At 42.3% G+C, this 22,413-nt stretch carries 17 protein-coding genes, 2 pseudogenes and 1 riboswitch; of the genes and pseudogenes, 4 read left to right on the top strand and 15 right to left on the bottom strand.

Going from position 1 to position 22,413, the window contains the following annotated elements; genetic code table 11:
- Positions 1 to 2: 2 nt before the first annotated feature.
- Positions 3 to 4,562 (bottom strand): glutamate synthase large subunit, encoded by a 4,560-nt coding sequence (gene gltB, locus BFW96_RS10280; RefSeq protein WP_069839358.1) that lies wholly within the window; start codon positions 4,560 to 4,562, stop codon positions 3 to 5.
- A 146-nt stretch (positions 4,563 to 4,708) separates the two neighbouring features.
- On the opposite strand from gltB, the gene gltC reads away from it, so the two are divergent.
- On the top strand, positions 4,709 to 5,611 hold the full coding sequence (gene gltC / locus BFW96_RS10275; protein WP_014664178.1) for a glutamate biosynthesis transcriptional regulator GltC: 903 nt from the start codon (positions 4,709 to 4,711) through the stop codon (positions 5,609 to 5,611).
- 49 nt (positions 5,612 to 5,660) lie between these two features.
- Here the strand turns inward: gltC and proB are convergent, their stop codons facing one another.
- The 4 genes from proB to BFW96_RS10255 form a co-directional block, all read right to left on the bottom strand.
- Positions 5,661 to 6,776 carry a glutamate 5-kinase gene (gene proB, locus BFW96_RS10270; protein WP_069839357.1) on the bottom strand — a complete coding sequence of 372 codons (1,116 nt, stop codon included), beginning with the start codon at positions 6,774 to 6,776 and terminating at the stop codon, positions 5,661 to 5,663.
- Complete coding sequence (proC, locus tag BFW96_RS10265) at positions 6,773 to 7,666, bottom strand: pyrroline-5-carboxylate reductase (protein WP_010886524.1); 894 nt, start codon at positions 7,664 to 7,666, stop codon at positions 6,773 to 6,775. The genes proB and proC overlap by 4 nt, the downstream gene beginning before the upstream one ends.
- A 147-nt stretch (positions 7,667 to 7,813) precedes the next feature.
- Positions 7,814 to 8,182 carry a replication termination protein gene (gene rtp, locus BFW96_RS10260; RefSeq protein WP_003220337.1) on the bottom strand — a complete coding sequence of 123 codons (369 nt, stop codon included), beginning with the start codon at positions 8,180 to 8,182 and terminating at the stop codon, positions 7,814 to 7,816.
- Positions 8,183 to 8,471: 289 nt separating this feature from the next.
- Positions 8,472 to 9,188, bottom strand: a complete 717-nt coding sequence (locus tag BFW96_RS10255; RefSeq protein ID WP_040082991.1) for a 3-ketoacyl-ACP reductase — start codon at positions 9,186 to 9,188, stop codon at positions 8,472 to 8,474.
- 152 nt (positions 9,189 to 9,340) lie between these two features.
- Here BFW96_RS10255 and BFW96_RS10250 point away from each other — a divergent pair, with 152 nt between their 5' ends.
- The 3 genes and pseudogenes from BFW96_RS10250 to BFW96_RS10240 all read left to right on the top strand — a co-directional run bounded on the left by BFW96_RS10250 (position 9,341) and on the right by BFW96_RS10240 (position 11,063).
- Positions 9,341 to 9,646, top strand: coding sequence for a DUF948 domain-containing protein (locus BFW96_RS10250; protein ID WP_014664180.1), 306 nt, complete (start codon positions 9,341 to 9,343; stop codon positions 9,644 to 9,646).
- A 69-nt stretch (positions 9,647 to 9,715) separates the two neighbouring features.
- Positions 9,716 to 10,485, top strand: a pseudogene (locus BFW96_RS10245) (hypothetical protein); the annotation flags it as partial.
- A gap of 44 nt (positions 10,486 to 10,529) precedes the next feature.
- Entirely contained in the window at positions 10,530 to 11,063 is a 534-nt protein-coding gene (locus BFW96_RS10240; RefSeq protein WP_069839355.1) for a GNAT family N-acetyltransferase, read from the top strand.
- A gap of 156 nt (positions 11,064 to 11,219) precedes the next feature.
- Here the strand turns inward: BFW96_RS10240 and BFW96_RS21485 are convergent, their stop codons facing one another.
- The 10 genes and pseudogenes from BFW96_RS21485 to BFW96_RS10185 form a co-directional block, all read right to left on the bottom strand.
- Positions 11,220 to 12,734 carry an arylsulfotransferase family protein gene (locus BFW96_RS21485; RefSeq protein ID WP_341532923.1) on the bottom strand — a complete coding sequence of 505 codons (1,515 nt, stop codon included), beginning with the start codon at positions 12,732 to 12,734 and terminating at the stop codon, positions 11,220 to 11,222.
- A pseudogene (locus tag BFW96_RS21710) lies at positions 12,714 to 13,541 on the bottom strand (lipase family protein); the annotation flags it as partial. The gene BFW96_RS21485 and the pseudogene BFW96_RS21710, both read right to left, overlap by 21 nt.
- A gap of 24 nt (positions 13,542 to 13,565) precedes the next feature.
- The gene (locus BFW96_RS10225; protein WP_040082987.1) at positions 13,566 to 14,396 is read right to left on the bottom strand and encodes a lipase family protein; all 831 of its coding nucleotides are present in this window, start codon (positions 14,394 to 14,396) and stop codon (positions 13,566 to 13,568) included.
- A gap of 513 nt (positions 14,397 to 14,909) precedes the next feature.
- On the bottom strand, positions 14,910 to 15,902 hold the full coding sequence (locus BFW96_RS10215; RefSeq protein ID WP_069839353.1) for an ABC transporter permease: 993 nt from the start codon (positions 15,900 to 15,902) through the stop codon (positions 14,910 to 14,912).
- The gene (locus tag BFW96_RS10210) at positions 15,896 to 16,642 is read right to left on the bottom strand and encodes an ABC transporter permease (RefSeq protein ID WP_069839352.1); all 747 of its coding nucleotides are present in this window, start codon (positions 16,640 to 16,642) and stop codon (positions 15,896 to 15,898) included. The genes BFW96_RS10215 and BFW96_RS10210 overlap by 7 nt, the downstream gene beginning before the upstream one ends.
- 10 nt (positions 16,643 to 16,652) lie before the next feature.
- A complete protein-coding gene (locus BFW96_RS10205; protein ID WP_069839351.1) occupies positions 16,653 to 17,591 on the bottom strand; it encodes an ABC transporter ATP-binding protein in 939 nt (312 codons plus the stop codon).
- 13 nt (positions 17,592 to 17,604) lie between these two features.
- The gene (locus BFW96_RS10200; protein ID WP_069839350.1) at positions 17,605 to 18,156 is read right to left on the bottom strand and encodes a MarR family winged helix-turn-helix transcriptional regulator; all 552 of its coding nucleotides are present in this window, start codon (positions 18,154 to 18,156) and stop codon (positions 17,605 to 17,607) included.
- Between the two features lie 158 nt (positions 18,157 to 18,314).
- On the bottom strand, positions 18,315 to 19,559 hold the full coding sequence (locus BFW96_RS10195; protein WP_069839349.1) for an MFS transporter: 1,245 nt from the start codon (positions 19,557 to 19,559) through the stop codon (positions 18,315 to 18,317).
- A gap of 94 nt (positions 19,560 to 19,653) precedes the next feature.
- A complete protein-coding gene (locus tag BFW96_RS10190) occupies positions 19,654 to 21,117 on the bottom strand; it encodes an FGGY-family carbohydrate kinase (RefSeq protein WP_069839348.1) in 1,464 nt (487 codons plus the stop codon).
- Between the two features lie 4 nt (positions 21,118 to 21,121).
- The gene (locus BFW96_RS10185) at positions 21,122 to 22,156 is read right to left on the bottom strand and encodes a 2-hydroxyacid dehydrogenase (protein WP_083252852.1); all 1,035 of its coding nucleotides are present in this window, start codon (positions 22,154 to 22,156) and stop codon (positions 21,122 to 21,124) included.
- Between the two features lie 95 nt (positions 22,157 to 22,251).
- Positions 22,252 to 22,343, bottom strand: a riboswitch (SAM riboswitch).
- Positions 22,344 to 22,413 lie beyond the last annotated feature (70 nt).

Raw genomic sequence — 22,413 nt, 5'->3', positions numbered from 1 at the left:
CCTTACTGTACTACCGCTTGTTTTTGTCCAGCTGCTGTATTCTGCTTTGGCTTCGTGTTGGCCTCAAAAGCGAACATGATGGCTTCTTCTTCTGATAAACCTGCAGCTTTTTGCTCTTCGATGCTCGCAAGCATTTGTTTATAGTTTTTCGGAATGACTTTAACGAATTTTTTCACGCTGTCTTCCCATTGAGCAAGCAGATCTTGTGCTTTTTGGCTGTTTGTATACGCAGCATGTCTTTTAAGCATTGCTTTGATTTGCTGGATTTCTTTCTCATCCTCTAATGATTCAAATAAAATCATCTCAAGGTTGCATTTGCGTTTAAAGGCTTTGGCATCTTCAGCCAATACATAAGCGATTCCGCCGGACATACCTGCCGCAAAGTTTTTGCCTACATCACCGAGAACGACAACGCTGCCGCCAGTCATGTATTCACAGCCGTGGTCGCCGATGCCTTCTACAACTACGTTCACACCGCTGTTTCGAACGGCAAAGCGTTCACCAGCACGTCCGTTAATATATGCTTCTCCGCTTGTTGCACCGTAAAAAGCAACGTTGCCGATAATGACATTGTCATCCGAAGCAGAGTTGAATCCTTCTGGTGACTTGACGATGATTTTTCCGCCAGAAAGCCCTTTTCCGACGTAATCATTTGAGTCTCCGTCCAAATAAAGCGTCATCCCTTTAGGAACGAAAGCTCCAAAGCTTTGGCCGGCTGATCCCGTAAAGTGCAGCTTGATTGTATCTTCAGGAAGCCCTTCTTCTCCGTAACGCTTTGAGATTTCACTGCCGGTTATCGTTCCGGCTACACGATTTGTATTATTGATTTCAATCGATATATCAGCTTCTTTTCCAGATTCGATGGCTTCTTGTACTGCCGGGAGAATCGTTGTGATATCAAGCGATTGATCAATTTTATGATTTTGCGGTGATTGGAACGTCCGTACGCCTTCAGGCTGATAAAGAAGTGTAGACAAATCTAGCTGGCTTGCTTTCCAGTGCCCCTTCGCCCGTTCACTTACATGAAGTGCATCAGTGCGGCCGATCATTTCATCAAATGTCTTGAAGCCTAACGCGGCCATGTACTCACGAACTTCTTCAGCAATGAACAGCATATAGTTCACAATATGGTCGGGATCCCCCATGAACTTTTTGCGAAGCTCTGGGTTTTGTGTTGCTACACCGACAGGGCATGTATCTAAATGGCAGGCACGCATCATGACACAGCCGAGTACAACTAACGGAGCCGTTGCGAAACCAAATTCTTCTGCACCGAGCAAGGCAGCCATCACAACGTCGCGGCCCGTCATGAGCTTTCCATCCGTTTCTAATACAACACGGTCACGAAGGCCGTTAAGCATTAATGTTTGATGTGCTTCTGCAAGACCAAGTTCCCATGGCAGCCCTGTATGTTTAATACTGGTTTTCGGAGAAGCACCTGTACCTCCATCGTAGCCGCTGATCACAATGACATCTGCAGTCGCTTTGGCCACACCTGCAGCAATTGTGCCTACGCCTGCTTTTGACACCAGCTTTACGCTGATTCTTGCGTCACGGTTGGCATTTTTCAAATCGTGGATCAGCTGCGCTAAATCCTCAATTGAATAAATGTCATGGTGAGGAGGAGGTGAGATTAAACCGACACCTGGTGTTGACCCTCGGACATCGGCAACCCATGGATATACTTTGTTTCCAGGCAGCTGACCGCCTTCACCCGGCTTAGCGCCTTGAGCCATTTTAATCTGCAGCTCATCAGCATTAACAAGGTAATGGCTTTTGACACCGAAACGTCCTGATGCAATTTGTTTGATCGCACTTCTTCTATCATCGCCGTTCACATCTGGAACAAAACGTTTTGGATCTTCTCCGCCTTCACCGCTGTTGCTTTTTCCTCCAAGACGGTTCATTGCGATGGCTAAAGCTTCGTGTGCTTCCTTACTCAAGGACCCAAATGACATCGCACCCGTTTTAAAGCGTTTGACAATCGATTCAGCGGATTCAACCTCTTCCAGCTTCAAAGGCTTGCGGTTTCCGTCAAATGCGAACAAGTTCCGCAAAAATCCGATGCGTTCTTCATCTGCCGCTTTTGTATACTGTTTAAACAGAGTGTAATCATTTCTGCGGCAAGCCCATTGCAAGGTATGAATCGTTTTCGGGTTAAACGCATGATGCTCTCCGCCATTTCTCCATTGGAAGTCGCTTCCCGGTTCAAGCGTTTTGCTGTAATCATCCTGATACGCTTCTCGGTGACGGCGCTGCGCCTCTTCTGCAATTGTTTGTATATCGATGCCTCCGAGCTGTGATGCAGTACCTGTGAAATAGCGGTCGATCACATCACGGCTGATTCCTACCGCTTCAAAAATTTGGGCGCCTCTGTAGCTTTGTACGGTTGAAATCCCCATTTTGGACATGACTTTTACAACGCCTTCAGTAATGCTTTTTCCATATTTGCTGACCGCTTCTTCATAGCTGATATCCAAACGGCCTTCATCAATTTCCTGCTTGTAGGTCGCATAAGCGAGATAAGGGTTAATCGCATCTGCGCCATAACCGATTAATGCTGCAAAGTGATGCACTTCACGTGCTTCTCCCGACTCCACAATAATGCTGACTTTCGTACGCAGCCCTTTGCGGATTAAGTGCTGATGCAGCGCGCTTACTGCCAGAAGCGGCGGAATTGGTGTCAAGCTCTCATTCATCTTTTTGTCTGATAAAATTAACAGGCTTACGCCTTGACTTATGGCTTTCTCTGCCTGTGTGAACATGTCCTTTAATCCGCGTTCAAGATCCTCTGAAAACAGCACATCGATTTTTTGGCTTTTTAAATCAGGATGAACAATCGTTTTCAATGCGTAAAACTGTTCATTGGATAAAACAGGTGTATACAGTTTAATCCGGCGAACGTTTCGTTCACTTGGGTGAAGAAGATCGCCTTCCGCACCGAGCCATGTCATCGTTGAAGTGACAAGCTGCTCACGAATCGCGTCGATTGGCGGGTTCGTTACTTGTGCAAACAGCTGCTTAAAGTAGTTAAACAGTGATTGCGCGCGATCGGAAAGTACAGCAAGCGGCGCGTCATTCCCCATTGAACCAAGGGGGTCTTTGCCTTCTTTAATAACAGGAATGAGATATTTTTGGATATCCTCATATGTGTATCCGAATGCCTTCTGGCGAGTTAGAAGATCAGTAAATTGTTCTTCCTCTCTTGATTCCGGATCAGGATTCACTTGGACAAGCTCTTCTTCTAGCCATTTTTGGTACGGGTATTCAGTTGCAATTTGTGTTTTGACTTCTTCATCGGAGATAATCCGGCCTTCTTCCAGGTCAATTAAAAGCATTTTCCCAGGCTCAAGACGGTTTTTATATAAAACGTTCTCCTGTTCAACGTCAATAACGCCTACTTCAGATGAGAAAATAATATAATCATCTTTTGTGACATAATAACGGGCCGGACGGAGACCATTCCGGTCAAGAATTGCGCCGATTTGTTTTCCATCAGTAAATGAAATGGCTGTCGGTCCGTCCCAAGGCTCCATCAGAGAGCTATGGTACTCGTAGAACGCTCTTTTTTCCTTAGACATATGCGTATTTTCCGTCCAAGGTTCAGGAATGAGCATCATTGCTGTATGTGCCGGTTTGCGTCCAGCCATCACAAAAAACTCAAATGCGTTATCTAAAATGGAAGAGTCACTGCCGTCAGCATTGAGAATCGGCAAAATCTTATTTAAGTCCTCACCAAAGCTTTCAGATACAAATTGCTGCTCACGTGCTCTCATCCAATTGATATTTCCGCGAAGGGTGTTAATTTCACCGTTGTGAACCAAATAGCGGTTAGGATGCGCTCTTTCCCAGGTAGGGAATGTGTTGGTGCTGAAGCGTGAATGAACAAGCGCAAAAGCTGAAATGAATGCTTCATCTTGCAAATCAGAATAAAACGCATCAACCTGTTCAGGTGTTAAAAGGCCTTTGTAAACAATGGTCTGGCTTGAAAGACTGGCAAAATAAAAATCAAAACCTTCCGTTACACCCCAGTTTTCAGCCTGTTTACGAATGACATACAACTTTCGTTCAAAAGATAAATTGTCCTTTAGGTCAGAGCTTGCGCCGATAAATACCTGACGGACAAACGGACAGCTTTTTTGTGCCACTGTTCCGATTTTTCCGACATTTACAGGTACAGTTCTCCATCCAAGAACGACTTGGCCTTCTTGTTCGATCAGTGCATTGATTTGCTTTTCAATTTTTTTTCTTTCATCTTCTTTCTGTGAGAAAAAGACCATTCCTACCCCATAACGTTCTTTTTCCGGCAGATTGATGTCTTTGCACTTTTTTCTAAAGAAAGCATCAGGGATTTGAACCAGTAAGCCGGCTCCGTCTCCTGTATCCGGATCACTGCCTTGCCCTCCTCTGTGGTCCAGTTGGCAAAGCATCTTAAGTCCTTGTTTGACAATGTCATGAGTCTGCTTGCCCTTTAAGTGTGCGTATAGGCCGATTCCGCATGCATCATGTTCAAATTCAGGACGGTAGAGACCTTGAGCTTTTGGCATTTGATTGTACGTCATAATTCCTCTCCCCCGATCAATTTCCGATAATACCGGTCATAAAATCTAACAACTCTATAATCATTGTAGGTTTTCAAAACGATATAAACAATATATAATTTAGATCAAAAGAATCTCAAAATGAGATAGATGGATGTGAGACAAACATGGAGTTGCGCCAACTGCGTTATTTTATGGAGGTGGCTGAAAGAGAACACGTTTCAGAAGCTGCTGATCATTTGCATGTGGCCCAATCAGCAATCAGCAGACAAATTGCCAATCTTGAAGAGGAATTAAATGTGACCTTATTTGAGCGTGAAGGGAGAAATATCAAACTCACGCCAATTGGGAAAGAATTTTTGATTCATGTGAAGACCGCAATGAAAGCAATTGATTATGCAAAAGAACAAATTGATGAGTATCTTGACCCGCACCGCGGAACGGTAAAGATCGGATTTCCTACGAGCCTCGCCAGCCAGCTTTTGCCGACTGTCATTTCAGCGTTTAAGGAAGAATATCCGCACGTCGAATTTTTGCTGCGCCAAGGCTCCTATAAGTTTCTGATTGAAGCTGTCAGAAACCGCGATATTGATCTAGCCTTATTAGGGCCGGTGCCGACGAATTTCTCTGATATAGCGGGGAAAATTTTATTCACTGAAAAAATTTACGCGCTTGTTCCATTAAATCATCCGCTCGCTCAACAAAAAACGGTTCATTTAATCGATTTGCGCAACGATCAATTTGTATTGTTCCCGGAAGGATTTGTACTCAGAAAAATGGCAATCGATTCCTGCAAACAAGCCGGCTTTGCTCCTCTCGTTTCAACGGAGGGTGAGGATTTGGATGCTATCAAAGGATTAGTGTCCGCAGGAATGGGCGTTACCCTTCTGCCTGAAAGTACGTTTGCTGAAACAACACCTCGTTTTACAGTGAAAATTCCAATTGAGTTCCCTCAAGTGAAACGGACTGTCGGAATCATTAAACCGAAAAATAGAGAGCTTGCGCCTTCTGCGAATGATTTTTATGAGTTTGTCATTCAATTCTTCTCTAAGCTGGAGCAGTATCAATAAAAAAATGAACCCGATCTTCTTTATAGAAGCTCGGGTTTTTTGCTGCAAATTAATTAACAGGCAAAGTAAAATCCACATGGCAAACAAATGCTTCTTGATCAATTAGCGCTTTGTTGATCAGTTCTTTCTTCTTTTCTGGTTCTTGAAGCTGTACAGAAGAATAATTAACGATTCCAAGCCCGATTTCTGTTCCTTGTGAATCCATTAGCCGAACAACTGAACCGCTTTTGAATTTTCCTTTAATCTTCTGTACACCGTCCAGGTATAAGCTCGATTGCCCATTTGTTATTTTTCGTAAATAATCATCTGATAAAATCATTTCACCTTCAGGACCGGAATTAAAAGCGATCCATTGTTCCTTTCGATTCAACGGAAGCGTTCCTTTTGCTTCAAAATAGGTGCCTGCCGCCTCTTCACGAACAGCATGGTATAAAATATCGCCGGCATCTGCCTGACCAAGAAAACCTTTAATGCCAGAAGCCATGACGATTTTAAATGCATCAAGCTTAGAGCGCATGCCACCGGTTCCGACAACGCTCCCACTGTCACCTGCGCACGCTTCGATGTCAGGTGTTATTTCACTCACCCGCTGTATTCTTTTCGCTTTTGGATTTGTGCGCGGATTGCCGTCATATAACCCGTCGATATCTGATAAAATCACAAGCATATCTGCATCAATCAATCCAGCGACTTTTGCTGCGAGCGTATCATTGTCGCCAAACTTGAGCCGATTGACTGTAACTGTATCGTTTTCGTTTATGATCGGGATGATGCCGCGCTCGAGCAGCACATTCATTGTATTCCTGACATTGTTATACCGATATTCATCAGAAAAATCGCTTCTCGTAATTAAAATTTGGGATGCGACATAGCCGTGTGCCAAAAACAGTTTTGAATAAGCTTCCATCAGCAATCCCTGGCCGATTGAAGCTGATGCTTGTTTTTCTGGAAGCTTCTCGGGTCTTTGGATAAATCCGAGCTTCCGATATCCAGCCGCCACTGCGCCTGAGGAAACCAAAATCACTTCATATCCGGCGTCTTTAAGTTTGACAACCTGATCGACCAACGCTTCTAATTTTCGAATGCTGATTTCTCCATGGAGGCTTGTTAATGAACTGCTTCCAATCTTCACTACAACTCTTTTTATGCTTGTATCAGGCGTCACTTTATCACTCCTGAAAGCGGCGCTGCTGTTTTTTCAATATCTTCGCTGATTTCCTTTGAACGCTTAGCCGCATGCTTTATCGCTTGAGAAATCGCTTCTCCGCCGCCGCTCTTTTTCAAGGCTTGCAGCCCCGCCGCTGTCGTTCCGTTCGGTGACGTGATATTGTCTCTCAAGATCTCGGGATGTTCTCCTGTCTCCATGAGCATTTTTGCTGCGCCTAATAGCGTCTGTGCGCCGATGCTTCGAGATAACTGTTTATCAAGACCCGCTTCCTCACCTGTCTTTTCAATGAATTCCATTAAATAATAAAAGTACGCGGGACCGCTGCCGGCAATTCCGGTGAATATGTCCATTTGATTTTCTTGGATTGTATAGACTTCGCCCATGCATCCGAGCAATGCTTCGGCCAGCTTCTTCAAGTCTTCTGACACATACTTGCCAAGGGCAATCGCTGTTGCAGAAGCGCCGATCATACTGGAAGTATTGGGCATCACTCTGACAACCGGCTGTTCATTAAGCAATGATTGTTCAATAAAAGAGGTGGTTATGCCGGCAAGGACCGACAATATTAGTTGATGGGGTTGGATACGTGATTTTAGTGATGACAGAGCGTTTTCGGCATCTTTTGGCTTCATTGCCAAAATGAGCACATCCATGTCTTCAATACATAGTTGGTTCGGCAAGGCGCCTTTGATTCCATATTGAAGTTCAAGTTCAGTTAATCGCTCTGTATTGCTGCGGTTTGTAACGCAGATGTTTTGTTTCGGGATTTTGTTGGCACGAACGATACCTGATATCATTCCTTCCGCCATAGATCCTGCTCCTATAAAGGCTACTTTCTTTTGATCAAAGATCGGTAACATCTCCTTTGTTCGCTTTTTTGTTCGCATTTTCACACGTTTTAAATGTTACCACGTGAGGAAATGATGTCAAGTTTGAAGGTCATCATTGATTTGTATTGTTTCTTTTCGACAAATATGTATAATGTAAAGCAGAAAACACCCGGTGTAGCAGTGTGAACCGGGTGTTTGTTTCTATTAAAAATTATCTGAGAGAGCTTTTTCAATCAGTTTTTTACAGCGGTCCAGCTCAACTTTCAGCTGTTTTTTATATAGTTTGGCAGCTTCGTAATCTTTAAATTGATAGAGGACGACTTCCTGAAGCTTAGCCCCTTCTTTTTTTACTTTAATTTGTTTTAGTATCCCGTCGTCAAGAAGCTCATGCAAAGACCGGTATACTTCAGTATGATTTGGTTTAAAACCAATCTCTTTAAATTCAGACCGAAGTACTTCAAGCAGCTTTAATCCATAGAGTCTCTCTTGCTCTGTCATTGTTATCATATAAAGCTTCAAAAATGCACGCTGTTTCACTAAAAAGCCGGTTGAACTCCTTTTTTCTTCTTTCATGATATGCACTCCTTCTTCTGTCACTGACAACACTATGTACTAAATATTCAATTTTCTTTTATTGTTTTCCTCCTTATATTAAAGACTGATCGTCGAGTTATCTCATGGTTACTGATTATAGGTGAAGCGGAAAATAAATAGGTCGTTGAACATTTGGCACATAGTTTTCTTAGTTCTATTATAGCCTACATTCACTGCCAGCTTCAATTTAAAACGATTTTCAGATTTGCATATGTCGGTATGAATTTCACTCAAATAAAAAAACCTGTCGAAAGACAGGTTCTCATTTTTACGGATTTGTTGACCATAATCCCGCTGTTTTGATGAAAATACGAGGATCTAATTTCAATTGCGCCACCATGTATTCAGCAAGATCTTCAGGCTGCATCACTTTTTCAGGATTACCGTCTGTCAAGTTCAATTCGATAGACATATCACTAGCGACAGTGCTCGGCGTTAACGCGCTGACTCTGATATTATGTTTTCTCACTTCTTGCATAAGAGACTCTGTTAATCCGAGAACGGCAAATTTAGAAGCGCTATAAGCACTTGTTACAGCAGCTCCTCTTTGACCCGCTGTAGACGAAATATTAATGATGTCTCCGGCTTTGCGTTCGATCATTTCCGGAAGCACCGCGCGAGTCACATGATACACACCCATTAGGTTGACTTGTATTATATTTTCCCATTCATCGGCTGATAGATCTAAAAAACCGCCAAATTTGCTGATTCCGGCGTTGTTAATGAGAATATCGATATCACCAAGCTGTTCCTTCACTTGAGCTACGGCTTGGTTAACCTGCTCGGCATCTTTTACATCTGCAGCAGCAAATGCAGTTTTTACACCAAGCGCTTTGACTTCTTCTGCCACTTTTTCAACATTAGCGGCAGTCCGGCCGATTAACCCAATATTTACGCCTTCTTTCGCAAGAGCAAGAGCTGTAGCGCGGCCGATCCCTCTGCCTCCGCCTGTGATTAAAGCGGTTTTATTTTGTAAACTTTGCAATTGAAGCACCCTTTCTTTGTTTACCTATGTACGATATCACATTATAAGTAGAATAAATCCAATACGCAAATCAAACGAACTGTGCAATCATCATTTCTTTGGATTAAAAAAGCGGAAACAGGGTAATGACAAAAGAAAAAAGGAGTGAACATATGGTTATTGTTTATATCAGTCTGGCAGTATTGGCTATTTCTATCATATTTTTAGGGTTTAATGTGATCCAAAACAAGAAAAAAATAGACCCCGCACTAAAGGAGCTCACTTCTGTTACACAGGCTATGCAAAAACAAGTCGAGGGATTAAAAACAGAAGCAGAGCTGCTGACGCAAAAACAAAAGAAGATTCAGCATGATGTCCAGATGAAAAAATACGCGTTTCAGCAGACAGCAGCTGAAGTGAAAGAAGTTCCCCAAGCAGTCAAAGAGGTGTGGCAGGCAGGACATTTTAATAGCAGATAAAGATGAATGAGATCCCGTTGTTACGATCAGAATGGACAATGGGATCTCATTTTTCGAGGAGGCTTACATATGATTATAAACCGCAGCTGCTTAAAGGAGTTCGCAGAAAAACTACATTTTCTTCCCTCTTCACTTACAAAGTCCGATTTACTTACTGATCCATTTCGTCTCCATCAAGAAAACGAACTTGCCATCTACTATTCACCTCATAATGAATTTATCAATCGGGATGCCTCACTTGTGATTGCCGGGATCACGCCGGGTTTTTCCCAGATGAAGACAGCGTACGAAACAGCCGCCGAAAGCCTTTTGCAAGGCGGGACTCTTGAGCAAATGGCAGTAGACACAAAAATAGCAGCGGGTTTCTCCGGATCGATGAGGCATAACCTTATTACCATGCTGGATTTATGCGGGCTGCCACAGGCTTTCGGCATTCAAAGCGCCGCGCAGCTTTTTGGTGACTTACGGCATTTGCTCCATACAACTTCCGTTATTAAATATCCTGTCTTTATCCAGCAAAAAAACTATACCGGATACAAACCGGCCATCACTCGTTCTCCTATCCTAAGCACCTATGCTTTTGATCACTTCCCTGCGGAGCTCAATCATGTGGCGGGACCAGTTCTTCTGATTCCGTTAGGAAAAGCCGCCGAAACAGTATGTGAAACATTGATCAGACAACACAGACTCCAGAATTTGATTTGCCTTAGCGGCTTTCCCCATCCATCAGGCGCAAACGGCCACCGTTTAAAACAATTCGCCAAAAACAAAGAGCTACTAGAAAGACAAATTCATTCTTTTGCTTCCTCAGTTTTGAATTTTCTATAGAAAAGAGGAAATTAAAGGGATATGATAAACAGAAACAAACGTGGGGAGTGGTTGAATGTTTCCTGTATTAGAAACGGAGCGGCTTACACTTAGGCAAATGACAGATCAGGACGCGGAAGCCATTTTTGCTTGTTTCTCAAACCATGAAGTGACACGCTATTACGGACTTGAAAACATGGAATCTATAGAACAGGCCACTTCAATGATTCAAACCTTTGCCGCCCTCTATCAAGAAAAACGTGGTATAAGGTGGGGAATAGAAAGACGGGATACGAAAGATTTGATCGGAACAATCGGCTTTCACGCTCTGGCCCAAAAGCATAGGCGTGCAGAGATCGGTTATGAAATCACCCCGGCGCATTGGCGAAACGGCTTTGCATCAGAAGCCATTTCAGAGGCTGTCTCCTACGGGTTTACTTCCTTTGGCCTGACGCGTATTGGCGCAGTTGTATTTACCCAAAATGAAGCATCAAATCGGCTGCTTATAAAAATGGGATTTCAAAAAGAAGGTGTTTTAAGACAGTACATGTATCAAAATGGAATTCCCTATGATACAAATGTATATTCTATTTTAAAATCAAGCAAATGAACGGACGACATTCTCTCAATCTGTATGCACACTCCCTTCATCTTCTTGGTGACTGCCCAAAATAGAAGGGGCAGCCAGCCTCTGCACTGACTCCAGTATAGGACAGTAAATGCTAAATAGCCTGATAGAACACATCACAAAATATAGTGAAGAGGCTTATTCTTTTTCTTGCCCCGCATGAATGATCTGTGATGTACCAATGGTTTGGCCAGAAGAATTCAATGCTTTCACCTGAAAATATGGCCCAATCGAATGAACAAGTATATCTGTTTCAAATCCGGTTCGGGGAGCATCCGTTCCCACCTCAGACAATTTGTTAGGTGCTGGACCAGCTAACACTTTCCAGGCTACAGTTTCAGTTGAACCGTTCCATGATGCATAAACAATGGCTGCATCTTCACATAATGGATTTACAGCAATACTGGGTGGATAAAACGGCAAGCCTACCCATTTATCCTTAAACGCCCTATAAGAAAGATTTTGACCAGGAAACTGCATATCATATAACAAATTCAACGAAGGATCTTTTTTATTATTACCAGCACTCCTATATTCAGAAAGATACGGTTCCTGTCCCCATCCAACGAATTGATTTCCATTTGATAGTTTCTGAACATTTCCTTGACTTGGAACATACAGCGCTGGATCATGATAATAAGTTCGATCTGCTTTTGCAGTCATGTTATGGAAATCAAGTTGAAGGATTAAACCACGAGCCTCTCCCTCAGGCGGAGAGCTTGAAGAAGCACAACAAGCATCATCAAATAGACTTATCCGTGTTCTAGACCTAAAACGTGCATCATGTTGCCAAGAAAATGTTGCATTTGGCTCAAAAGTAAAATCGCTTTTTTTGCCACCAAGCTGCCAGACAATCTTTCCTGTTGTTTTATCAACCAAATAAATCGCCCACATGTTACGCATGCTTATTAGAAGAGTATTGTTCGGCCCTTCCTCAACTGAATTCACGTGAAAACAGTCCCAAATATTGTTAGCGCTTGTGGCGGATGACGCAGGTAACATCGAGTCATCCGGATTAACATGAGCAAGCACATCCCAGAAGAAAAGAAGCTCTCCTGTCTCAAGATCTACTTCTTGAATGGAATAATTGTCAAAGTACCCATCTGCCGGACCTCCATACATTGTGAGATCCGCTGGCACTTGTTTCACAGCAGTAAACAAAGCCGTATCTTGCTTTGTAATCGTAAACTCGTGAACATCAGAGGTAAATCCTTTTTTGGCGGTGAGTTTCTTAATCACTTTATAATTCTGATTGATGATTTGAAAAAAAGCTCCAGGTTCCGGATCCCCCGCCGGGAGATTAGGATCTTCAGACTGAGTTCCAGATATTGTTCCTTGCCACATGGTAAGAACGGGTTCCCCTTTGTAGGATTGTACCCTAAAGTCCGTATTTTGTGTAAATCTACTATCAAGAGGTCTAAACCATACTGGGTTACCAGCTTGATCTATGATCAGTGCACCTGTTTGCCCGATCATAGTCGCGCCGAACACAGTATAGGGTGCAACGAATATTAAGCCGGGTGCTGCCCCTGGCTTGTTGACATTTATAGAAACCTTCATGGGATGCAGGGCAGGAGCCGAAACAAAGTTCCATTCTTGTGAGCTTGAATGATTTGCGGATGCCTTATCACCGCATCCCCCCATAAATGGCACGCATAATTCCGTATCGGGACAGAATCCCGGGTTTTCATCACATAATGATTTGGCAAAGGCAGGATTTTGTTGGCTGAGGTTTTTAAAATAACAGACAATCTCATGATTGCGAACAGGTAAACTGTTCAGCTGAAAAGAGAGCGTTACCTTCTTGTCTACATGCTGATAGAATAATCCTTGCTTTGTAAATGGAGGCGGATATGCTTGATCCGGCAAGGTGGGAATAATGTCATGGATATTGAAAATACGAATACTATTCTTTACCGTTTGGTTGAACCGGGACGCAAAGACAGGGTCAGCGACTCGAGGGCTGCCATAAGTATACACAAAAGGATTTTTAAATCGGGTATTCACCGCAATATCAAAAGCGGCTAACACGGCTAAAGCTCCTCCTAAACTATGGCCTGCGACTAATATTCTTTTTGCTGCATAAAGCTTGGTTAATTCCCCGATCAGCTCATTTCTTGTCGATTGATAAAGACATGTAAATCCACGATGGGTTTTTCCTGCATTTCTGACAAACGGATATGGTACTTGATATAAGTCTTGATCCGACTCATTGTCCTTAAATGTTCGGGTTCCTCTAAAAATTACAATGATCTGATCTTGTGACTCGGCAATAAAACCAAATACTTCAGATTCCGGATCCTCAACACCAGCAAGAGCTCGTATGGTATATCGAAGGCTATATCCTTTTGGCAAGACAAGCGGTTCCTTTTCAAAGAGTTGATATGACTGATAGATCATGGCCGATAGCAATATCGAATCCTCACGGTTAAACATATAATATAAGCTTGAGTGATTCATCCGAGCTGCTCCTTTCTTTTATTCCTAGCATGTTCCTCGAAACGGAGTACACATGTCAGGATCGGGACAAAACCCTGGATTTTTATCGCATAATATTTCGGAGAAATCAGGATTCATTTTACTAAGGTATTTAAAATAACAAGCAATCGCATCATTGCGCGGCGTATTATTCAATTGAAAAGAGATTGGATACTTTGTTTTTACATGGTGATAGTATAATCCTTCCTCCGTAAAAGGTGGTGGATACTTTTTTGCTGGGAAAGTTGGAAAAGAGTCATGAATATTTACAATTCGTATACTATTTTTCACCACTTTGTTAAATTGGGAAGCAAAGACAGGGTCACCGATACGCGGACTGCCATACGTATACAAGAAAGGATGATTAAACCCAGTGTTCGCAGCAATATCTAAAGCAGCTAACGTTGCCAAAGCTCCTCCGTAGTTGTGCCCGGTAACAAACAGCTTTTTTGACGTAGAAAGTTTATTTATTTGTCTGATTAAATTGTTTCTTGTTGATTGATAAAGACATGTGAATCCACGAGACGTTTTCCCGCCATTTTTAACATAGGGATAGGGAACTTGAAATATGTCATAGGATGCTAAAAGATCCTTGGGATATGCTGCGTATCCTCTAAACGCTATAACGATTTGATCTTGTGATTCGGCAATAAAACCGAATACCTCTTCCATAGGATTCTCTACGTCAGCAAAAGCACGAATGGTATATCGAAGTTTAAAGTCTTTTGGTAAGGTAAGTTTCCCTTCTAAAAAGAATGGATATGTCTGATAGCTCATTGCTGCAAGAAATATTGCAGTTTTGCTATTAAAAATACTGTTTTTATCTAAAGAAACCATATATACGCAATTCCTTTCTTAATACAGGTAAATATGATGTTAATGGTACAATATGAATGAAAACCCGGAATTGCTAATGATGGTGAAATGAACGGGGATATTGGTAAAAAAACTGGGAAGTTACTTTATGACGGAATAAAAGAAAATGTAAAAAATGCAAATGGAATACTGCAAGAATCTTCGTCATTTAAGCGGTCATCGCACACAACATTACACTGTTCGGGACAAGCAGAAACAGGCCTTACACAAAACAAATTTGTAATCGTGATCACAATGCCAATTGACAACTCAACAAAATGAAGTGTTTGCCTGAGAAGATATCGGCTATGGCCATCTGCATGCGACAGCAAACAACATCGATGAAGCTGCACCAGATTCATCGACTGCGTCTTGATTCTTGGTCAGATTTTCACCTACCTCTAATCCTCTTTATAACATACTGATCGACACAACATAATCACTCATAAACAAAAAAGATGCACAGAAACCTATACATCTTATGTTCCATCTTCACTATTCATAAATCCCTTTAATAATCCTTCTTCTTGTAATAAAACCACCAAGGAAACAAAACACAGCCGACCACATCAAAATATAGACAATCTGAATTTTGTATTCCCACATTGTATGCCCCGTTTCTACCCCGTGAATGAAAGTCATATACGCTTTTTGCGGCAGTATCTCACAAAGCGCATTCAACAATGGATGATGCGGAGCAAAAGAAAGAAAACAGCCTGACAATACACACGTGACAACACTGATACCGCTGGACATCAAACTGATGTTTCGATCCATCACAGAAGCCATAAAGATAGCGAACCCTGTCGCAAGCATGATTAGAACACCCAGTAGCCCAGCAAGAATGTCCAAACGGAAACCAATTTCAGCATGAAAGAATACATTTGTAATCACAATGGCCAAGTATGTAGGTATGTATAGACATAAAAACGTAAAGATAAATTGAACAAGCAAATAATTCCCCACATGTACGGGAGACACCAAAATCCTTCTAAAGGTTTTGAGCATCCGGTCTTCTGGATATAACGAAGCTAATGCCACACCTTGCATCAAGACAAGCATTACGATAAAACCTAATATATTCGTTCCTGTTCCCCGTTGAGTCCTTAATTCATCCTCCCCACGGTAACTGCCTGGCATTTTTCCAGTTTCAAAAAATTGCAGAATCATTTTTTGATCCGTTTTACTTTTCAGAGTGGTCACTTTGTAATCATGTTGATTTTTTTCTACGATCGCTGCATATTTCCCTAACACCAGATCAGAAAACCTCGGCTTCTGATAAACCTCCACCACTCTAAATGCAGAGTCACTCGGCACATGCTGCACGCTGTCCTTCTCTGTTACAAATGCGATCGTTTCTTTGAAAACGGGCTCTCCGGAAAACATAATCGCAACACCAATCATCAGCGGCATAATAATCACTGCAATGATCATAATGGATTTTTTGGTCAGCATTCGTTCCCACCTGTTTCGGAATAAACTCAGCATATATATCCCTCCGGCTTACATACAACTTGTGAAACGGCAATACAAATGATGGAGGCAAATAATAGTCCTGACATAACGGGTAGCAGCATACTGAAATCGTGATCATAAATAAGGCGAAACTGACATTCTATTACCCATTTAACCGGAGAAAAAATTGATATGAAATTGACGATGTTTCCAAATCGATGAATCCCGAAGAATACGCCGCCAAAGAAAACAAAAAAAGCAATCGGAATTTGCATAAGCCCGTTCGCCTGCTCTTCATTTTTGAACAAACAGCAGAACATTGTGCCTAAACAGCAGCCAAAAAATAAAAATACATATAATAAGAGCATGAAATACGGAAGATGTTGTCCACCAAAGTTCAAACGAAACATTGTCTGGGCGACTAACACATTCATACTGTACATAATGACACTGAATATCCAGGTTGATAGTAATTTAGAAAGATATATACCGGTTGTCGAAACGGGCGCATATACAATACGGAGGTTCGCTTTCTTCACCTTTTCCTCCATAAACGTATTTGAAGCCGTCATAGCGATCAGAGCTGCAGCAAAAATCATCATATTCACTCCATAATAATCATACGAACTGACCCCAACTGCCCCAAAGCTGTTTTTCGTTACAAAGCCCATGACCAGAATGAGAACGAAAGGAAAGGCCGAATTGGCGATCACAAGAACCGGATTCCTTACAATATTCATAAAATCAAACGCTATCAATTTTAACAAATTCATTTTTTGTCTCCTAATCTCTTAAGTTTCTTCCCGTCAGTTCTAAAAATACTGTTTCTAACGATATCTCTTGTTTGTTCATGCTTAGAAGGCTGCAGCTTTGGGCACTCAATTCTTCTATGATTTTACTCAGGTGATCTTGGTTCTGCTGAACGGTCACATTTAGTTGATTGTCAGAAAAATCAACTCCTGTCACTCCTTTGATTTCTCTAATCGAGTTTTTATTTAATCGCTGAACATTCGCCAGTTGAAAAGCATATGTTATTTCTTTATTGGCTTCTCTGTACAGCTCTTCTTTTGTTCCATTGGCAATGATTCTCCCTTCATTCATGATTATAATGCGATCTGCAATAGCCTCGACTTCTTCCATATAGTGTGTAGAGTAAATGATGCTTGCACCTTTTGTTTTCAGTTCTTTTATCGATTCCAAAATGTGATGACGGGATTGTGGATCGATTCCTACCGTGGGCTCATCCATGATAATCAGTTTCGGCTGATGGGCAATGGCGCACGCAATGTTTAATCTTCTTTTCATCCCGCCTGAAAACGTCTTTGGCTTGTCATCTTTTCGGTCATATAGCTGTACGAGCTCCAAAGCCTCTTTGACTCGGGCTTTGAGTTCTTCCCCTTTAAGAGAATAAAGACTGGCAAAAAAACGAACATTTTTCTCAGCGGAGATTTCCTCATAAATCGCGAGATCTTGAGGTACAATCCCGATGCCTTTCTTCATTTCCTTTGACCCTTTTTTTACATCATGGCCCAATATTGTAACGTTTCCGGAACTAGCCGACAATATCCCGGATAACATATGAATGGTGGTACTTTTCCCAGCACCATTTGGGCCTAACAAGCCAAGAACTTCCCCCTCTCTCACTTCAAACGAAATCCCATCTACCGCTGTTTTGTTTCCGTACTGCATTTTCAAATCTTCAACTGCCACCACGTTGTTCATACATGTCTCCTTTTTACATTCTCCGTTTTGAGAATTCCTGCAATAAATTTGTTTTCAAATCGTCCCGATTTTGTTCAATGTCAAAATCAGCAGCGTTTTCTTCAAAGCCATCCTGTTCCTCTCCGTCAAAACTGTACAGTTTCTTCAATAAAACCCACAATGTTTCCAACTCTTCCGTAGAAAACCCTTTAAATAGATCTGCCATAAAGTACACCGCTTTTTCACCGCATTCCTCCATGACACGCTTGCCTGAATCAGTAATCTTCACATTAACCGCTCGCTTGTCGCGTTTACTCGGAACAGTAATGACATAACCTCTTTTTTCAATACTACTGACAAGCCTATTGATGTTTTGTTTTGAAGTGCCTAATTTTTTTGCGATGTTGTTAAATGTCGTTTCCTCTTCCGGTAAATGCAGTATGGCAACCATTGTCATAAATTGTCTTGACGTTAAGCTTTCATAATAATCATCCCCGCGTGATTGGATTTTGTTTAAAACAGAAAAAAGAGTAGCGTAAGATTGTTGCATTAAAAATAAATCTTTCAGTTCTTTTGAATAATCCATGTTATTCCCTCCTAAATAGACAATATGTTGTCAATAACATCATAACACTTCTTAATTAATTGTCAACATATTGTCTATTTTCGTTAGAAAAGTTTCAGATCCAGATCCTTCGACAATACAAAAGACAAAAAGCGCCCTGTTGCAGGGGCGCTTTTTGATTAAGATGCATATTGAGGAGATGTTTCCTCCTTTACTGCTTTTTCTTCAGGTATATGAATGCATTTCGTCATGACCGCACTTGCAAGGTAAAGAACCGCAAAGATCCAGACGACGCCTTGCGCACCGATAAGGCCTATGAACAACCAAGCAAGCGCGGGACCGACAAACGCTGATAAACCTGCAGCCAAATTCAATACAGACATGGCTGCTCCTTTGTCTTTTCCGGCCACCGTCGGCACAATTGCACCGATCGGCACATAGCCTGCCAGCAAACCGCCCCAAATAAAGCCGATCACGCTGACAACCGCTACACTTCCGCCGGAGAAAACAGGTGCGTAGTATAATAAGACGGTGAAAATACCGCAACCGACTCCGCCGAACCACATCACAGTATTTTTCCAGCCGAATTTATCGCCGACAATTCCAAAGATAAGGTTAAACACAATGTTCCCCAGAAAAATGGTTCCCCAAATTTGCAGCCACACATTGGTCGAAATTCCGTGCTGAGCCATGTGCATCGGCAAAAAGACTGGGAATCCATATGTACCAATGCTGTTGATGATTCTGATGATTCCGCCTGTAAGCACGCGCGGGTTTGTAAATAGAATCGTTACCCCTTTTAAAAGCTCCTCGGCTGTTTCTGATCGTTTTCTTTTCTTCTTTTCAAAACGGTCTTTATTGATAAACAATGCGAAGAATGCACCTAGACATACCCAGAATATAGAGCTCCAAAGCGTATTCAAATAACCGAACGCTTTGATCGCGTAGCTTGAGTACCAAGCACCGAATACAAACATGCCCAGGCAATAGGCAATCCAAAACCAGCCGACAGCAGTGCTCAGTCTGTTTTGCGGTGTTCTGTAAATGACCCATGTCAAGAAAGAATAAGCAAATAGCGGGTAGCCTAACCCTTTTACGAAGTAAGTCACATACATCACAGGGAGGTTTAGCTGTTCAAACCCAAACACGATAAAGGCTGCTGTACCGATTACATAAAACAACAGCCCCATAAACATCGTCCGTTTTGCGCCAAATGCTTCGAGACATACACCTGAAAACCAGGAAGCTATGGCAAGCGCAATCCCGTAAATGCTAAAAATGGAAGCAGATTGCTGAACAGTCAGTCCGTTTTCGGTCAGAAACGGGCTGAGCCAGCCTTGTTCAAGTCCGTCTCCCATCATAAACAAAACAACTCCTAAAAATCCCCACGCAAGCCGCTTTGGTATACCAATTTTATCTAACATATCTGTTTCCTCCTTAGATGCTTATATACATTACCGTATTACCTTATTAAAGCTAAAAATTAGACAATTCCTCAAAACATCCGGATATGCCGCCTTATATCAACACTTTGCTTTCTGACCCTGAAAAAAAGCGCTGAGTTTGCTTCCATTCCTCATATAAAGCCAATTCTGTCTGACAGCTCTTCGGTTCGATCACCCGGACATTTGCTGACATCTCCTCCGTTAATTGAAAGCTTTCATTGCAAATGACTGCAGCACCAACGACAGATGCCTGATGATATCCCTCTTTGACATAGATTTTTTTCTGAAGAAGGTCAGCGATATATTGAGTGAGCGCTTTGCTTTGGAATCCCCCTCCGCACACCCAAACATAGTCACGTTTAAACGGAGTAACCTCTGTTAAAATATCAAAGTTCCATTTGATTGAAAATGCGATCTCTTCTAGCGCTGCACGTACAAAATGTGCCCTCTTTAAATCTGCTGAAAGCGGAGTGTCAAAAAGAAAACCGCCTCTCGTTAATGCATTCTTTTCAGCTGATAAATAAGAGCCGAGAGCCGCTATACACGCATTGTTTTCTTTTGCTAGTGCAGAAATTTCCTCCTCCATTACGTCGTACGATTCATTCGGATAGAAAATCTGTTTTAATTTTTGATAATTCAGACCGGTAATTCCCGGATTCGTTTCCACTAGCCAATGCCCTTGATCTGTATGGCAGTTCAGCCAGGCTTTATGTTTTGTGTCGCCATGGTCCGCAGTAATTTTGGTTATTGGCGTTGTTGTCCCTGATACGATGACAATGTCCTCAAGTCCAGCTCCGGTGCTTTTCACAGCTAGCTGTGTATCCCCGCCCCCGGTTATCACCTTAGCATTTATTGAAAGACATAATTCGGCTGCATATTCATTTGCTATTGTTCCAATTGCTGTTCCCGCTCTTACAAGAGGCGGAAGGAGAGATGGAGAAAAGCCGAATATGTCGCACATCTCTTCTGACCAAGTGTTATGCTTCACATCAAACAGCAGAGTTTCTGTTGCCTGCGATGGTTCATATGTTAGGATTCCGCTCAGTTGGTATGTCACCCAATCACTGATGCTTGTAAAGCTTGCAGTCTTTTCCCATAAAGAAGGCTGGCGCTGCTTCAAACCATAAAGCTTGAGTGCAGAAAAAAGCGCAGTTGGCAGACGGCCTGTACGGCTGTATATCTCTTCCCGATCGGGAATGCTCTCCTCCCACTCTCGGCCACGGTTATCTATGTTCGGCAGCCCGAGAAAAGAGTCACCGTTTTGATCGATCAGAACAATCCCCTGTCTTTGACTCGTCGATGTCAACCCAATGATGTCAATATCACGCGAACGGGATAGCGCACGTTTTGCCAACCTCATTACTTGCTTCCACAGTATCTGAGGGGAAAAATAACGGCTGTCCGGGTAAAGCGCCTCAGTGGAATACTCGATGTCCTCCCGTTCAACCGTTTGAACAATGCCTGAGACACTCACGACCGCTACCCTCGCATTGCCTGTGCCGATATCGAAAACGAGATAGCCTTTTTGTTTTTTCATTCTGTTAACCTCTTTTCTTTACCTCTGTTCTCAGTTTGTCTTTGTTATACAATATCGGAATATTGGGAATATTTTCAACCTTCCACTTTTTGAGGGCATCATTCATGATCGACACGTGATGATCCTCTACTTCAAAGGTTGCCCCAGCGAGATGCGGTGTTGCCAGAACATTAGGCAATGAGATCAATTCATAATCCGATTCCTCTGGAGGTTCATGATAAAAAACGTCTAGTATCGCACCTCTGATTTTATGTTCTGTTAATACAGATAAAAGATCTTCACGGTTTACAACAACTGCTCTTGAAGTATTGACGAAAATCGCACTCTCTCTCATCAAATCAAAATATTGCCGATCTATCAGTCCAAGTGTTTCCTCAGTGCGAGGCAGATGGACAGAAACGATATCACTGTCTGAAAACACCGTTTTAAGAGATACTTTTTCATACAGCGGATGATCGTCTTGAATGTATGGATCGTAATACTTTATTTTACAGTCAAACGCAGTCAGCAGTTTTGCAATCCTTTGACCAACCGCGCCGAACCCAATCATGCCAACCGTTTTTCCTGTTAGCTCATTTCCTTTAAATTTGACATAAGCCTGCAGGTAATCACTTTTCCACTTTCCATCCTTCAGCCATTGATTCGAGGCGCTGGTATGACGGAGAAAGGAAATAACATTTCCAATAAACATTTCGGCAACGGCTTGTGCATTCCGCCCTGGTGTATAAAAAACAGGTATGCCCCTTTTTGAAGCAGCTGCCACATCCACATTGGAGGGCATTCCCCTGCAAACACCGACAAATGAAAGTTCGGGAACAGAAGCAAATACGCTGTCTGTTACCTGATCAAGCTCAGTAATCAAACCTGTCGCATTTGTTGCCTTTAGCAGCTGAATGAGTTCATCCTCCCGATATGCCCGGCCTTGTTCTTTCCAAGATTGATAAATAACTGAGCCAAACAAGTTTTTTAGCTCTTTTCGCCCTTCTTCGTTGTACGGCGCTGTAACCAAAACCGTCATGGTGCAAAACATCCTTTTCATCGTATTTTTTCATAAAAAAATCTCTTTCCGAAGATGGAAAGAGATTCATATATAGGCGCGCTCTGTTACAGGCAGACACCGGTATAAACCTTGCTTTCCTATCTTTCAAGCTGACGCTTGCTGGAATTGGCACAATAATGTTGCCGAGGTTTCATAGGGCCAGTCCCTCCACCTCTCTGGATAGAAAATGTTGAGTATGTAATTTTCAGAATTAAGAATACGTTTATCATAAAGAAGTCTCAGATTGATGTCAATCT

It is taken from the genome of Bacillus sp. F56, assembly GCF_001748205.1.
Classification (GTDB): domain Bacteria; phylum Bacillota; class Bacilli; order Bacillales; family Bacillaceae; genus Bacillus; species Bacillus stercoris.
This window is presented reverse-complemented; position numbering and strand designations above follow the sequence as displayed.